The organism is Psychrobacillus sp. FSL H8-0483 (assembly GCF_038637725.1).
Classification (GTDB): domain Bacteria; phylum Bacillota; class Bacilli; order Bacillales_A; family Planococcaceae; genus Psychrobacillus.
In genome coordinates, this window is sequence record NZ_CP152052.1 from 3067666 (window position 1) to 3083534 (window position 15869).

Genomic DNA, 15869 nt, shown 5'->3' on the forward strand with positions numbered 1-15869 from the left:
TTCCCCAATTTATATTTGATCGAGTAAACTCGCAAACACCTATTAACGCTTGTCTATTTTGGATGTAATCGCATCGCCAATCCATTGAATAATAAATACAATAATTAAAATTAGTATGGTTGCGACTAATGTAACGTCTTCTCTACTTCTTTGAAACCCATCTAGGAAAGCCAAAGTTCCCAAACCACCAGCACCTATAATTCCTGCCATCGCAGTGTATCCAACAAGTGAAACACAAGTAACTGTTATCCCAGACACTAATGCTGGCATTGATTCTGGCAATAAAACCTTCCATATAATCGTAGACGTTTTAGCCCCCATTGATTTTGCGGCTTCTAAAACGCCTTTATCAATTTCCCTTAAAGCTATTAACACCATACGTGCATAAAATGGTGCTGCCCCTATGACAAGTGCAGGAAATGCTGCATTCGGACCACGCATTGTTCCCACCAACAACTTCGTTAATGGTATAAGTAAAATGATTAATATAATAAAAGGGATAGAGCGGAATATATTTACAATTGCTCCTGTTAACCAGTTTGCCATTTTATTCGCCCATGCTTGATGTGGACTTGTTAAAAATAATAGCAATCCAAGTGCGAGACCAAAGACAGCTGTTAAGATTGTTGATACTCCGGTCATATAAAGTGTTTCAAGTGCTGCTTCCCACATCCTAGGCCAATCAACATTCGGAAAAAGCGTATTAATCATTGTTGATCACCTCTGTACTTACTTTCTGTTCATGAATAAATCGAATCGCTTCATCGACTGCTAAAGCATCTCCATCTATTTGGAGAATTAGCGTGCCAAACGCACCGCTTTTTGTGTGCGAAATATTCCCTTGCACAATATTGACTTCTAGTTCGAATTGTTTGATCAGCCTAGAAAGTATTGGCTGCTCTGTTTGCTCTCCCACAAAAGTGAGTTTGATTAACTTGCCATTTGGATATAAATCCACTAGGTTTTGTATCGTTTGAATTGTTTGTGTAGATTCCGAAACTTGGGTAACAAATCTTTTCGTTATTGGTTGTTGTGGGTTTTGGAAAACTTCTAACACGTCGCCCTCTTCCACAACATGCCCACCTTCCATTACTGCCACTCGATTACAAATCTTTTGAATGACTTGCATTTCGTGCGTGATCAATACAATCGTTAAGCCTAGCTTCTCATTAATGCTGACTAACAGATCCAAAATAGCATCCGTTGTTTCAGGATCAAGTGCAGAGGTTGCCTCATCACAGAGTAATACTTCCGGACGGTTTGCTAATGCACGGGCAATCCCTACTCGTTGTTTTTGTCCACCTGACAATTGGGAAGGATAATAATCTCCTCTTCCTTCCAGTCCAACAAGCTCGATCAATTCCTTCACTCGAGCTGTTCTCTGTTCTTTTGGGACACCTGCAATTTCTAGTGGAAATGCAATATTTTCAGCAACTGTTCTAGACCATAAAAGGTTAAAATGCTGGAAAATCATACTTACTTTCTGTCTTACTTGGCGAAGCATATCTTCTGAAATGGAAGTAATTTCTTTATCATTTACGATTATTTGGCCCGAAGTCGGTTTCTCTAGGCCATTAAGCAATCGGATTAATGTACTTTTACCAGCACCACTATATCCAATAATCCCAAAGATTTCGCCATGCTTAATGTCAAGATTTACATCATCAACAGCAACAATCGTCCCTTGCTTCGTATTAAACTTTTTGGAAACATCTTTTAAACTAATCATGCAAATCTAACCACCTTTCATTAAAAAACCCCTTCTGCAAAAGAGCAGAAGGGGTGTAGGTTATCAATTTAAATAACACTCATCCATTCTCTCATTTCCCAAAGCATTCGCTTTGCGTGACTTGGCACCATTTCATTTACATGACGGTTGCCGGGCTTCGTAGGGCACTTCCCTCCACCTCTCTTAATAAGAGTGACACTATTAAATTTTAGTACAAATCGTATATTATCATACGACTACTTGGTCGTCAATACTTTTTATTGTTTCTAACAAATAAGGTACAGATTGAAAAGCGTATATTTTTCTATAAATAATCCCATTCTTCGCTATAAGAAGACATGGTACACTTTCAATTTCATATTCTTGAGCTAGGTTACCTAGAAAGTTTATATTGGCTTGACCTAATGGATACGAAACCATTTCATTTATGACATGCAGCATTTTACTTGCTACCTGGCAAGTACCGCACATAGGTGTATAAATATATAGTAAAGAAAGCTGAGATTTTTTTTTATATTGCTCCCATTGTTCTCGCGTCCATTCATTCACAAAGCATCATCCTAAAGTAAAAATTCTTTTTTCACTTTAATATTAACACTTTTCAATATGGAAGCCAAAACTTTAAAAGGGGTATTAGCGACTTCGCAATACATTGGATTCGTGTATAAATGAATTGCTTCAGGATATTCTTTTCTTACAATCGAACGAATTTGCTCACCTGATTTATCTGAGTCCAAAAAAGCATAAATTGGTAAACCTACATAGGGATTCAGAATCTCCTCTAGCTTTACATTAGAAATAGTTCCATTTGTACAAATGATTTCTGGGGATTCATCCAGAAGTGTTAAAAGATGTAGCTTATCTGATCTGCCTTCGACGAGAATTACTTTTTCACTAAATACATTAGCCATTTAGCTTCTCTCCCTACTACTGTCTTTCAATCATTATATGAAAAAAACGCCGACAATTAACCGGCGTTTTCATTATTACTATGAAATTAATTCTTCGTATTTTTCTGAAGATAATAATGCATCCACTTCAGTTACATCAGTTGGCTCTACTACTATCATCCATGCATTTTCATATGGAGACTCGTTTACAAATTCAGGGCTATCTTCTAATTCGCTATTAACTTCCACAACTTTCCCACTAATAGGTGCATAAAGTTCTGAAACAGTTTTTACAGATTCTACACTTCCAAAAGGATCTCCTGCTTTAATCTCGTCTCCCACTTGTGGAAGCTCTACAAACACGATATCTCCTAGTTCTGATTGTGCAAAATGAGTAATACCGATGCGAACGTTCTCGCCTTCTGTTTTTACCCATTCATGCTCTGCTGAATACTTTAAATCTTTAGGTGCGCTCATAAATATACCCCTCTCAAAATTGTTATACATCCACTTATTATAGTCACATATTTTATTAGGAAAAACAAGTAGTATTAAGGCGTCAGACGTCTGATTTCTAAAGGTTCAGCTTAGACTATCTTGAAAACTCTTGTCTAGGAAGGCAACCTAAGTTCGCGACATCCATTTCGCAACGGTTGCAAATCTTTTTCTACGACGAGCAAATGAAATGGCGCAGGAGCAACGCCTTTGACCGCGACGAGCTTTGCGCAGGAGCAACGCTTTTGACTGCGACGAGCTTTGCGCAGGAGCAACGAAGAATGCGAGCGTTTATCAACAGTCTGAAAGGTGCTTTATTTGCTTATCCAACTATTCGTAAAATGCTCTTCCTTAAAACCGAACGTAAGCTGTTTTCCATCAAAAACAAGTGGACGTTTAATAAGCATTCCATCTGTTGCAAGAAGTGCCAGTTGCTCTTCTTCCGACATGGTAGGAAGCTTGTCCTTTAATTGAAGCTCACGGTATTTCATACCACTTGTATTAAAAAATGTCTTTAAATCGCCATTACTTGTATCAAGCATTTCCTTTAAAAGTTCTTTAGAAGGAGGATCTTCTACTATATGGTGATAAACAAACTCTACTCCACTGTCTCTTAACAATTTACTAGCCATATTACATGTACTACACTTTGGATATCCAAAAAATTGAATTGTCATAAAATCTCACCTTTTTTCCTTTATCATAGCACACAACCACTGCCAAAAGCAGTGGTTGTCTGCGACGAGCTTGCGCAGGAGCACATGGTCTTCTGCGACGAGCTTTGCGTAGGAGCACACGAGTTCCTGCACGAGTTGGGAGCTCTGTTGCTGTTTTAAAAGATGAATGCTATCTATTTTTTCTATCTTTAGAGTCTTTTCCTACACCTGTTTTTTGTATACTTTTTATTAAAACTACTAATTTTTGTAGGCAATTGATTGTAGTGAAAGACGGCGACTCCAGCGGGAATAGCGTGCGCTGAAGGCCCCGCAGGAGCGAACAAAGGAACGAAGGCTAAGAACGCCACCTCGTGTGGCAACGCCTTCGTGACCAACATCGTGTTGGCCTGAGGAGACTGAAGCCATGCCCGCGGAAAGCGTCCGTCTGGAACGGAAATCAATACATTGGAAAAGGGACCATCTCTCAGTCACGATATGACTTTAGGGACAGCCCCATCTTAAAACAAAAAGCCGATTCATATAGAATCGGCTCTTCTAGATTAAACGATGTATTTTTCAGCGTCGATTAGATTAACAGATGCTTCACGCTTTTTCTGAATCAAGTTATAAGGTGTATTGCGTGTTAGTTTACGAAGAGCAGAAAGCATGATGCGTAAATTATCGCCATCCGCAGATGCAATTAACGTTTCTTTTGCTGCTTTTTCGATGTCATCAAAAGCTTCTTGGCAGAAAATTTGTGTATAAAGAAGTTTTTGGTTTGCTTTTTCTTCACCACTACGGCCAATTGCTTTTTCTGTACGAAGAACGGCAGATTCCATTGCGAATAAGTTGTTGGCGATGTTTGCAATATTCACAAGTACTTCTTGTTCTGCTTCTAATTTCGTACCAAAACGTTGTGCAGCAAGGCCAGCAGCTAAAATACCAATCTTCTTCGCATTCGCTACTAATACTTTCTCTTGAGCTAATGCCTCGTCTCCAACTTCCTCTGGCATCATCATTAATAGCTCTTCTTGTAAGCTTTGCGCTTTTTGAAGCAGTGGTAATTCACCCTTCAATGCTTTTTTCAAGAACGTACCCGGCACGATTAGACGGTTAATTTCGTTTGTTCCTTCGAAAATACGGTTAATACGTGAGTCACGATAAATACGCTCTACTTCGTATTCTTGCATGAAGCCATATCCACCATGTAACTGTACAGCTTCATCTGCAATATAGTCTAACACTTCCGAACCAACAACTTTATTAATAGAACATTCAATTGCATATTCCGCGATAGAAGCTGCAATTGCTTTTCCGTCCTTTTGTTCTTCTTCACTTAATTGGCCCATGCGGTCTTCAAAATATCCAACAGTACGATAGATTAAGCTTTCTGTCGCATATAATTTAGATGCCATAGTAGCTAATTTTTGCTTAGTTAAATTAAATGAAGAAATAGGTGTTTTAAATTGTTGACGTTGATTGGAGTATGAAATCGCTAATTCTAATGCACGCTTAGCACCACCTACAGTACCTACTCCTAATTTGTACCGACCAATATTTAAAATGTTAAAGGCGATTATGTGTCCACGACCGATTTCACCTAGTAAATTTTCTACTGGAACTTCTGCATCTTGTAGAATTAGCGTACGAGTAGAAGATGATTTGATTCCCATTTTCTTCTCTTCTGCTCCAACGGAAACACCAGGAAATTCACGTTCCACGATAAATGCCGTGAATTTATCTCCATCTACTTTTGCGTACACTACAAATACATCTGCAAAACCTGCGTTTGTGATCCATTGCTTTTCACCGTTTAAAATGTAGTGCGTGCCTTCTGGATTTAATTTTGCAATCGTTTTTGCTCCAAGTGCATCAGAACCTGAACCTGGCTCCGTTAATGCATATGCAGAGATTTTGTCTCCAGAAGCGGAGTTTGGTAAGTACTTTTGTTTTTGTTCTTCGTTTCCAAAAAGAACAATTGGTAAAGTACCAATTCCAACATGTGCTCCGTGTGTAATAGAGAAACCACCAGCTACGGATAATTTTTCTGCAATTAATGCAGAAGAAATTTTGTCTAAACCTAAACCACCGTATGCTTCTGGAATATCAGCTGCAAGTAAACCAAGGTCTCCAGCAGATTTTAATAAACGTACGGAGTGTTCAAACTCATGATGTTCTAAGTTTTCAACAACAGGTAATACTTCGTTTATCACGTAGTCTTCTGTTGTTTTTGCTATCATTATTTGCTCATCCGTGAAGTCCTCTGGTGTGAATACACGGTTTGCATCAATATCCTCTACTAAAAAGCTTCCACCTTTAACTACATCTTGAACTTTTGTCATATCCCTTATCCCCCTATGTGATAGTTATTCTGTTTGTCTTATAAAAGCTCAAATACGCCGGCTGCCCCCATGCCGCCTCCGATACACATTGTTACTACCCCAAACTGCTTACCTTGACGCTTCAGCTCGCTCATCATTTTTAATGTTAAAATAGTTCCCGTTGCTCCAAGCGGGTGTCCTAGAGCGATTGCACCACCATTAACATTTACTTTATCGATGTCGATTCCTAAATGACGAACTACTTGAATCGATTGAGAAGCAAATGCCTCGTTAATTTCCCAAATATCGATATCCTCTATCGATAATCCTGCAAGTTTCAATGCTTTTGGTACCGCTACGATTGGTCCAATACCCATTAGGTCTGGTGCCACACCGCCAACTGCGAATGAACGGAATTTAGCCATTGGTTTTAATCCCTGAGTTTCAGCTACTTCACGGTCCATCACAAGTACTGCTCCTGCTCCGTCTGAGGTTTGCGAAGAGTTTCCTGCTGTGACAGATCCACGAACGTTAAATGCAGGACGTAATTTTGCAAGTGTTTCAACTGTCGTACCAACACGAACGCCCTCATCCATTTCAAATAAAAACTTTTTCTCTTGAGCTTTGTTATTTCCATCTACAAAATGCTTCACTACTTCAACAGGAACAATATGGTCATTGAACTTTCCAGCGGCAATTGCAGCTGCGGCAAGTTCATGTGAACGAACGGCAAAAGCATCTTGATCTGCACGACTTACACCATATTTATTCGCCACCTGCTCTGCTGTATGACCCATTCCCATATAATATTGTGGTGCCGTTTGAGCAAGATGCGCATTTGGTCGAATTGTATTTCCCATCATTGGGATCATACTCATTGATTCCACACCACCTGCAATAATTGCTTCGGAATGTCCAAGCATAATACGCTCTGCTGCATAGGCAATTGATTGCAGACCTGATGAACAAAAACGGTTTACTGTAATAGCTGGTGTACTATCTGGAAGACCTGCTAATGCACCGATAATACGAGCAACGTTCATCCCTTGCTCTGCTTCTGGCATTGCACATCCTAAAATTAAGTCATCTATCGGGCCATCATATCCACCGGCTCTTTTTAAAGTTTCTCTTACAACCAAAGCCCCAAAATCATCTGGGCGAACAGTTGCTAAAGATCCTTTCTTCGCTTTACCAACTGGTGTTCTAGCACCTGCTACGATTACTGCTTCACGCATGAGTTCTCCTCCTTTTACCTAACACATGTTTAGTTGCGCAATGGCTTACCTTTCACTAACATGTGCTGCATTCTTGCTTGTGATTTTGGTTCTGCAACTAAACTTAAGAAAGCTTCACGCTCTAAATTAAGTAAATATTGCTCATCTACTAGCGTGCCATATGGAACTTCCCCACCTGCAATAACATATGCAAGTTTTTTCGCGATTTTCAGATCATGCTCACTAATGTATCCAGATAAGAACATACCTTCCGCTCCTAAAAGTAACGTCGCATAACCAGGTGATCCTGTGACAGGAACTTTTTCACGAATAGGAGCTTTATATCCAGCTTCTACAAGTGCTAACGCAGCTTGTTTTGCATCATAAATTAAATGGTCTGGATTTACACTAATGCCGTCCGCAAAGGTTAAAAAGTTAGTTTCACGTGCTTCTTCTCCAGAAGTCGATACATTCGCCATTGCAATCGTTTCAAATACTTTATTTGCAACATATTGATAGTCCACTTGGACACCGTTTGGAAGACCTTTTAAGTGTTTCATATAAAGCTCTTTATTTCCCCCACCGCCAGGAATCAGACCAACTCCTGCTTCTACAAGGCCCATATAAGTCTCCGAAGATGCTTGAATGTGAGCTGCTGGTAAAGTAGCCTCCGCTCCTCCGCCAAGTGTCATTCCGAATGGAGCAACTACAACTGGTTTTGCAGAATATTTAATTTTCATCATCGCATTTTGGAATTGGCGAATCACAAAGTCTAATTCAAAAATGTTATCGTCTTGCGCTTCCATTAAAATCATTCCAAGGTTAGCTCCTACACTAAAGTTTTTTCCTTGGTTTCCAATCACAAGCCCTTTAAAGTTCTTTTCCACTTCGTCTACTGCAAAGTTAATCATTTGCACAATGTCTATGCCAATTGCGTTTGATTTGGAGTGAAATTCTAATAAAGCAATCCCGTCACCTAAATCTATTAAACTTGCACCAGAATTTGCCTTGATGACACCATGTTTTTTCTTATATCTTTTCAAGTCTATTACTTTTTCATTTACTGGAACGGTTTTGTAGTCATCTCCGTCAAAGAAATAGAGATCTCCATTTTCTTCTTTATAGAAGCATTCAAAACCTTTATCTAGCAAAGATTGAACGAAGGTTGGTATTTCATGACCTTCTGCTTTCATTTTTTCCACGGAATCTTTTACACCTATTGCATCCCAAATTTCAAACGGGCCTTGCTCCCACCCAAATCCCCATTTCATTGCTTGGTCGATGGATACGATATCGTCTGCAATTTCTCCGTGAAGCTCTGCTGAGTATCGAAGCGTTGGGTTTAAAATATTCCATAAAAGCTCTCCAGTTCGGTCTTTTGCATATGTTAACGTTCTCACTTTTGCAGCTAGACCTTTTTGTTGCTTCGCCATTTCTATGGAAGGTGTTTTAAGTTTTTTCACTGGCTCGTATACAAGTGTTTCTATGTTCAATTCTTTAATTTCTTTTCCTTCCTTTAAGAAAAAACCTTGACCTGTTTTTGCACCAAGCCATTTATTTTCAAGCATTTTTTGCATAAATCCAGGTACTTCAAATACTTTTTGCTCTTCACCAGTTGTTTGGTCATATACATTTTTCGCAACATGTGCAAATGTATCTAAACCCACAACATCTAGCGTTCGGAACGTAGCGGATTTTGGACGTCCGATTAGTGGACCAGTGACAGAATCTACTTCTCCAACTGAATATCCTCTTGCTTGCATTTCGCGAAGTGTTACAAGTAAGCCATATGTGCCAATTCGGTTTGCAATAAAGTTTGGAGTATCTTTTGCAAGTACAACCCCTTTGCCTAAAACGTCTTCTCCAAATTTTTTCATAAACTCTACTACTTCCGGAGAAGTTGTTTTTGCTGGAATTACTTCTAATAGTTTTAAATAACGTGGTGGATTGAAGAAATGCGTTCCAAGAAAGTGAGTGCCAAAGTCTTCTGAGCGACCTTCCACCATTGCCTGAATGCTAATACCTGAAGTATTAGAACTAATAATAGTTCTCGGTTTACGTACTGCATCTATTTTTTCATATAAACTCTTTTTAACCTCTAAATTTTCTACTACTACTTCTATGATCCAGTCCACATCTTTTAACTTTTCCAAGTCATCTTCTAAATTGCCTGCAGTAATTTGTTGCAAGTTCTTAATAGAAGTAAGTGGTGCTGGCTTTTGCTTCAACAGTTTTTGGAGAGCTGTTTGAGCAAAGCGATTACGAACGGATGGGTGCTCCAATGTAAATCCTTTTGCTTCTTCCTCTTTACTAACTTCTCTCGGAACGATATCTAATAACAAAGTTGGTATGCCTATATTTGCTAAGTGAGCTGCGATTCCGGAACCCATTACCCCTGAACCAAGTACAGCTGCTTTTTTAATTTGATATGTCACGTGCAAAGCCTCCCCTTCAACTTGAATGAACACTCATTCATTTTCTGATCAAAAAAAATAAAATCAATTTCTATATCTATCATTTTAGAACACTATTTGAATTTTCGCAATAATAAAATGAGTAAAAAAATGCATATTTCTTTCTCGGCTATTGAAAACAGTGTAAACTGAAATCAAAAGAGATGGAGGTATATGATATGCAAAAAATTACAACAACAGAACAATTTAATGAAATCATTTCTGGTGACAAAGAAGTACTAGTAAAATTCGAAGCTGGCTGGTGCCCAGATTGCCGTCGAATGGAAATGTTCATTGATCCTATCATTGAAAAATATAACCAATATACTTGGTACGAAGTGAACCGTGACGAACTTCCAGAAATCGCAGATAAATATGAAGTAATGGGTATTCCTAGTCTACTTATTTATAAAAATGGAGGAAAAAAAGCACACTTACATAGTGCAAACGCAAAATCTCCAGAACAGGTAACTGAATTCCTGGATGCACAAAAGTAAATATCAAAAAGGCTGTTCCATTTCGGAGCAGCCTTTTCTTTATAAAAGGCTCTGTAAAATGATCATGTTGTTAAGTGACAAAATCCACTCGCTTTCCGCGTACGAACTGCCAAGTCTCCTCGGGCCAACAGGATGTTTGTCACGAATCCGTTGCCACATGGATGTGGCGTATTTAGGATTTGTTCCTATAAGCCCGCTTGGGGGTCTTGGCAGCCCGTTTTTCCGCAGGAGTCTCGCGGATTTTCGTCACAAAATATATGCTTCAAAAAACGATGCATAATTTAACAGTCCAAAAAATGAAATACACGTTTTTATGTTAAAGATTTCTTAACCATAAACACTTGCGAAAGCTCTGTACTTTTAAATCCTTGATTTTGTAAAAATGAAAGTGTCTTTTGCTTATAATCCACTAAATTATAAGTGGTTCTTTTGAGTGAATGTTGAAAGTACAGTCCTTCCTGTAATACAGCATGAAGCGCACGCTCGCCTTCCTCATCTTCCTTATTAATAACTGCTTGAAATAATGTGACACCTTCCACTTCAGAACCGTATTGTTGCTTTGTTCTTACTAAACAAGCAGCAAGCACTTCCTCATTCTTCGTTGCAATAACCGCTTCCCCTCCAACCTTCGGGATAACGGAAGGATCCACTTGCCACGGCACTAAAGTTGGAAAAATACCTGCATTAGCTGCTTGTAATGCTGGGATTCTTTTTAAGCTAAATTCACTTGCCAAATCCTCATCAAAGGGAAGTACTCCATCCGCTTCCCAAAAATGTAATGTGTCGATTACTTCATAGCCAATCTTTTCATATAATTTAATAGCTGGATGATTCACAGACAAAGCTTCTAAAGTAGCAACAGATGCACTTTGTTGTTTCAATAGTTCGAGCGCTTTTTCCATCAGAATAGTACCAAGCTTTTTCCCACGGTACTCTGGAATGATTCCTGTTCCACCATTCCATGCTATTTTCTGTCCATCCACTTCTCGTATGCCCTGCAACACAATTCCAATAGGAATCTCCTCATCAAACATGACAACTGACAACTCTGTCGAAAGCCCTTCATTGCCTAAACGTGCAACAAAAGCATCCAATGACATCTGCATCGGAATAAAATACCCTTCAAACCCACGAGTAAAAAGTTTATGTGCTTCCTTAAACGTTAGATGTTCGATTGTCTTAAACGAAATCATTCCCTAACCCCCCTTTTTTACTTCCTTTTAAAACGATGTAAAACAAATAGGAGTACGTTTAGATTTAAACCACTCATCCAACTTTTTTACATCTATATTATTCAATGTCACTTCGCCGTAATTTTGAAGAGCTTCAACGGAAACGCAGCCCATCCACCAAGCGCTTAAATTATGAATACCAATTTGTACATTTGCTTTTTCATTGGAATCTGATAATTTTGTTGCATTCCAATAATCACCATTGTAAGTAATTTCATATAACCCTTGTTGCTCATTTATGAATGTATCTTCTATTTCTAGTAATATTCTTGTATTTTCTTCTGGTCTTCTAAGGTTATGAAATTCGGTTTCGTGTACAAAAGATAGAATATTAGTAATACGATACATTAAGCCTGCTCCAGTTGTTGCAACCTCATGATATGCGCTTGGTATAAGATGGTTGGAATCATTCATTGGATTCGTAAGTCCATATAAAAAGGATGGATCATTCGTACGAAAAATAATTCGATCCACTTGATCCTGTTGGGAATGTAACCAAGAAGCTAACTGTTTATAAGCTAGAGGTTCTGTCCAAATCCATTCGTGTACAATCATATGTTGGTGTAGAAAATGACTATCTTTTACTGGCTGTAATGTAAATGCTATTGCACCAATTAATCGTTCGTCCTCTACTACACCAACGTAATTGGTTGTTGCATTTTTAATATGTTGCCTTTCACTCCATGTTCTTTTAATCATCCCGTGATTGCTTTGAGCGTAATCATTATATAGCGAGACTATCTCTTCCTCATCATCTGGAGATAAGAACCTCACCAATCCTTTTTCTCCATCTGCAATAAGTGCACTTGGCTTAATTTTAAATTCATATTTCATTGGCCCAAATCCATACCCCATTTTCCGGTAAAAACTTGGATTAAAGGGATACAGGGATACGAGGGCTACATTTTCCTGTCTAGCAAATGCATGAAAATGGGAGAGAAGTTGAAACGCAATCTTCTCTTTTTTGTGAAGAAGATGTACAGCCACCATACCGATTCCGAAAGTACGTTGAAATTTTCCGTTTATATTACATTCAAAATCATTCAGACGATAAATTCCTAGAAGTTCTTCTTTCTTATTAAAATAGCCGAAATAGTGTATACCGTTTTGTTCCTTTTGCTCTCGTGTCAAACGCTCTACTAATTCCATTCTTTTCTCTTCTGTTTGCAAGTTCATACCTGGATAAGCGAGCGAAGCGATATTTGATGCCTCTTTATAATCTTGCGTTTGTAATAGTCGAATCAAGTCATTAACCCCTTTTTATACTCAGTTCATCTAATTTCACTATAAAATATTCTGATACTTTAGACAATACAAATATTATACGATATGTATTTGTTGCAATTTTATTCAAGTATATTTAAAGTAAAATCTAAAAAAGAGCTCTTCCTTTTTAAATAGGAAAAACTCTTTTTGAATTGGAGGTCACTAATGAAAATTCAATTGCCTGTTCAAGGCTACTCTCAATATAATGCTTCGATTCTATCTAATTATCAAGCTTCCGCTTGTGGTCCTGTCACTGCATACGTGCTACTAAATTTTTTATTTCCATACACAAATGCTTATCATCCAAATGAACTATACAGCAAATTAGGTGGTACTCGGATTGGGTTATTTACTTATCGTTTGGTGCGTAATATGCGCAAACTTCTAGGACCTGATTGGTTAATAGAAAAATGCTCGTTGAAGAGTGCATTAGACGAACTAAAAAATGATCGACCGCTCGCGTTAAAATTCGATAAGTATTTTACGTTTAAATGGAATAAAAAATTTACTTTTTCCTATCATTGGGTACCACTTATTGGATACGAATTAGATGAGGGTGAGCTTTTTCTAATCGTTCACGACAACGGGGGTCGAAATCGTGAAAGTAGCATTCGTAAAATACGCTATGCAGACAATGCCTCCATACTTACTTTTGTAAAAGTCGCACCCTGTTCAACTCGTTAATTTTTTAGCTGTCTAGCTAAAATCGTGTACCCATGATCATATAAATAGTCCAATTTAGTAGAATCGATGTTTTGTACAACAAGCTGATCCAGTTCTGCTTCTATTGGAACATCTCGTCGAATGGTTGCAAGCTGTTTAGATAAATGAAGCATTTGTAAGTCTGTTTCAATTTTTGTTCGTTGCCCGGCTTTTAACAAATGAAGTGAATCTATCACTTTTTCAACTGTTCCATAGGTTTGTACTAATTGTAAAGCTGTTTTCGGTCCAATCCCTTTTACTCCTGCGTACCCATCACTGGAATCCCCCATAAATGCTTTGACATCTGGGAATAGAAGTGGTGATATCCCGTATTCCTCTAGAAATCTAGCTTCGTTATATACGTCGTAAATAGTGAATCCTTTTTTCGTAAAGGCAATTTCTGTGGAAGGATGCAGAAGCTGAAGTAAATCCTTATCCCCACTAACAATCGTAAACCTCGCATCATCTTGCCATTTATGTGTAATGGAAGCTATTGTATCATCTGCTTCCATCCCCACAATGCCAAAATTCATCCAACCTAAATGTTCCGATAGATCTTGTGCCATATCAAATTGAGGTACAAGTTCTTCTGCTGGCTTTGGTCGGTTGGCTTTGTAGCCATCATATAGATCATTCCGAAATGTATTCATCCCTTTATCCCAACAAATAGCCAAATGGGTCGGCTGCATTAATTGCTGTGCAGCTAATACATGCCGAGCAAATCCTTGTACGGCATTTGTCGGAATCCCTTTGTCATTTTTAAAAAAATTACCTGACATTGCCGTTGCGAAAAACGAGCGAAACAATAAAGCCATTCCATCTATTACTAGTACATGTGGTTTATCTTTATTCATATTCAACATCCTTTTTTATAATAAACTACTAAATAGTATAGCATGGATTGAATAAAGAGAATTTGGGTATTATAACTTGGAATATTGTCTTGGGGGGTTTACATACCAATGATTATGAAACACTACCTGTTGGTAAACGTATCGGAGCAGTCATTAATCGATCCTATGTATTTGTAAGTAATCCTATTATAAATTTCTCAGATTGGTATGAACAGGCGCTTATTCTTTATATTAGATCAACCGTAGAAGGTAGAATAATCGCTGGTGGTTTAGATGAAGCCAACCTGGAAGCCACCTCAATCGGACGAATTTAACATGCAGCGTGTAAATGCTGCGAGTTTCGGAGAGTCGATTGATAATCTCCCGTTCATCGTAGAACATCCAACAAAAGCCAACCATTACTATTTGTTAGGGTACGGTGGGAACGGAACTGTTAATAGGATGCTTGGATCACATTTTTTAAGAGATTTAATTATAGGAAAAAAAACGATGATGCAACGATCGTTCAACTAAACCGGAAATACGGAGCTAAATAATAATACGAAGGGATCTATTTCTCCCTTCGTATTTTTTCATCACATCTGTGACATCTCTCATATGCATACTTTGAAAATTATATTTGCCTTTTAAATGATCTACATGCTTTAATATTTCTTTTAGAAATTATAGATTCTCTTCGATATTCTTTCCGAAATTATGTGGACGCCACCATAAATGATAAAACTCATTGTCTTTAGCAGCTTTCGTTAATCCATTTTAATTCGTCGTAAACGTAAATTCTCTAAAACTGCAAGTAGTTTACTGTATGGTCTTAAAAGCCTGTAGATTGATGCTTGGTTCTTTTTGTAAATTCTTTAACGAAGAAGCTTTTCAGTGAAATGAAACCCAACTATTTTAAGTTTAATTTTTTATTCTCTCAATTCCTTTAGAAGTAATCGTTTCTTTTACCCATAAAAAATTCCGATACGTTTTTGCTCTTAATGTATTTGTAGAAAAGATAGTTTTTCTTGTGTAATCACCCGAATCATCATAAGAAATTACAATTCGTTTAGATTGCTCCTTCATATTTCTTGCTTGCAAATAGTTGGATAGTTTAACAGGAGTACCCCTATTCTCTACTAAACCATGTAAATAAAAAACGGCACTCTTCTTTTGCTTAATAATTGCATCAAAAACAAACATAATGACCCGATCCATGTCTCTTTTTCGAGCAATTATATCCATATAATTAGCATTATCAAGAGCTAAAAACTGCACTATATAGCCAAACCAAGTTTTTTTCAATTGAATCGGAAAAAATGCAATAATACGTTTATGCTCTCTTACTGCATATATTTCCACTTCTTCATTTTCACTTTGGAAACGCCACCAGTTATAAACAAATTCAAACTCTATAAATGGGTTCGTATTTTGATTATCTTCCAAAATATCCGTCCATTCTTTCTCATATACTCCCAGATGTTTATACGTGCTAATTACAATGAGCTCCAAATAATCCTCCATTCAAGTCAGGTTTGTTTGATATGCGCATAATATTAAATAGTCTCCTCTAGCCCTGAC

Annotated in this window: 17 protein-coding genes and 1 riboswitch; of the genes, 4 read left to right on the top strand and 13 right to left on the bottom strand. The window is 37.8% G+C overall.

The features are described from left to right. Window positions 1-42: 42 nt before the first annotated feature. The 9 genes from MHB48_RS14810 to MHB48_RS14850 form a co-directional block, all read right to left on the bottom strand. A complete protein-coding gene (locus tag MHB48_RS14810) occupies window positions 43-711 on the bottom strand; it encodes a methionine ABC transporter permease (RefSeq protein WP_340922618.1) in 669 nt (222 codons plus the stop codon). Continuing rightward, a complete protein-coding gene (locus MHB48_RS14815) occupies window positions 704-1729 on the bottom strand; it encodes a methionine ABC transporter ATP-binding protein (RefSeq protein ID WP_342598737.1) in 1026 nt (341 codons plus the stop codon). The genes MHB48_RS14810 and MHB48_RS14815 overlap by 8 nt, the downstream gene beginning before the upstream one ends. Window positions 1730-1817: 88 nt before the next feature. Then, window positions 1818-1922: riboswitch (SAM riboswitch) on the bottom strand. A 35-nt stretch (window positions 1923-1957) separates the two neighbouring features. Next, window positions 1958-2278, bottom strand: coding sequence for a thioredoxin family protein (locus MHB48_RS14820; protein ID WP_342598738.1), 321 nt, complete (start codon window positions 2276-2278; stop codon window positions 1958-1960). Window positions 2279-2289: 11 nt separating this feature from the next. Next, window positions 2290-2640: a hypothetical protein gene (locus tag MHB48_RS14825; protein WP_342598739.1), complete on the bottom strand. Its 351-nt coding sequence runs from the start codon at window positions 2638-2640 to the stop codon at window positions 2290-2292. A gap of 78 nt (window positions 2641-2718) precedes the next feature. Then, a complete protein-coding gene (gcvH, locus tag MHB48_RS14830) occupies window positions 2719-3096 on the bottom strand; it encodes a glycine cleavage system protein GcvH (protein ID WP_340922630.1) in 378 nt (125 codons plus the stop codon). A 332-nt stretch (window positions 3097-3428) separates the two neighbouring features. Continuing rightward, window positions 3429-3791 carry an arsenate reductase family protein gene (locus tag MHB48_RS14835; RefSeq protein ID WP_342598740.1) on the bottom strand — a complete coding sequence of 121 codons (363 nt, stop codon included), beginning with the start codon at window positions 3789-3791 and terminating at the stop codon, window positions 3429-3431. 539 nt (window positions 3792-4330) lie between these two features. Further along, entirely contained in the window at window positions 4331-6112 is a 1782-nt protein-coding gene (locus tag MHB48_RS14840) for an acyl-CoA dehydrogenase family protein (RefSeq protein ID WP_342598741.1), read from the bottom strand. Window positions 6113-6150: 38 nt separating this feature from the next. Further along, window positions 6151-7326, bottom strand: coding sequence for an acetyl-CoA C-acetyltransferase (locus tag MHB48_RS14845; protein ID WP_342598742.1), 1176 nt, complete (start codon window positions 7324-7326; stop codon window positions 6151-6153). A 29-nt stretch (window positions 7327-7355) separates the two neighbouring features. After that, a complete protein-coding gene (locus MHB48_RS14850) occupies window positions 7356-9695 on the bottom strand; it encodes a 3-hydroxyacyl-CoA dehydrogenase/enoyl-CoA hydratase family protein (protein WP_342601398.1) in 2340 nt (779 codons plus the stop codon). Between the two features lie 242 nt (window positions 9696-9937). Between MHB48_RS14850 and MHB48_RS14855 the strand changes: the two genes are divergently transcribed. Beyond that, window positions 9938-10255 carry a thioredoxin family protein gene (locus MHB48_RS14855; RefSeq protein WP_342598743.1) on the top strand — a complete coding sequence of 106 codons (318 nt, stop codon included), beginning with the start codon at window positions 9938-9940 and terminating at the stop codon, window positions 10253-10255. Between the two features lie 311 nt (window positions 10256-10566). Here the strand turns inward: MHB48_RS14855 and MHB48_RS14860 are convergent, their stop codons facing one another. Continuing rightward, window positions 10567-11448, bottom strand: a complete 882-nt coding sequence (locus MHB48_RS14860; RefSeq protein ID WP_342598744.1) for a GNAT family N-acetyltransferase — start codon at window positions 11446-11448, stop codon at window positions 10567-10569. Between the two features lie 27 nt (window positions 11449-11475). After that, the gene (locus MHB48_RS14865) at window positions 11476-12732 is read right to left on the bottom strand and encodes a GNAT family N-acetyltransferase (protein ID WP_342598745.1); all 1257 of its coding nucleotides are present in this window, start codon (window positions 12730-12732) and stop codon (window positions 11476-11478) included. 186 nt (window positions 12733-12918) lie between these two features. Between MHB48_RS14865 and MHB48_RS14870 the strand changes: the two genes are divergently transcribed. Then, a complete protein-coding gene (locus MHB48_RS14870; protein ID WP_342598746.1) occupies window positions 12919-13437 on the top strand; it encodes a C39 family peptidase in 519 nt (172 codons plus the stop codon). Here MHB48_RS14870 and MHB48_RS14875 read toward each other — a convergent pair. Continuing rightward, on the bottom strand, window positions 13434-14309 hold the full coding sequence (locus MHB48_RS14875) for a 5'-3' exonuclease (protein ID WP_342598747.1): 876 nt from the start codon (window positions 14307-14309) through the stop codon (window positions 13434-13436). The genes MHB48_RS14870 and MHB48_RS14875 overlap by 4 nt on opposite strands. Before the next feature lie 89 nt (window positions 14310-14398). Between MHB48_RS14875 and MHB48_RS14880 the strand changes: the two genes are divergently transcribed. Next, window positions 14399-14623, top strand: coding sequence for a hypothetical protein (locus MHB48_RS14880; protein WP_342598748.1), 225 nt, complete (start codon window positions 14399-14401; stop codon window positions 14621-14623). Next, window positions 14583-14822, top strand: coding sequence for a hypothetical protein (locus MHB48_RS14885; RefSeq protein WP_342598749.1), 240 nt, complete (start codon window positions 14583-14585; stop codon window positions 14820-14822). Before MHB48_RS14880 ends, MHB48_RS14885 begins: the two co-directional genes overlap by 41 nt. A 387-nt stretch (window positions 14823-15209) precedes the next feature. Here the strand turns inward: MHB48_RS14885 and MHB48_RS14890 are convergent, their stop codons facing one another. Continuing rightward, a complete protein-coding gene (locus MHB48_RS14890; RefSeq protein WP_342598750.1) occupies window positions 15210-15800 on the bottom strand; it encodes a hypothetical protein in 591 nt (196 codons plus the stop codon). Window positions 15801-15869 lie beyond the last annotated feature (69 nt).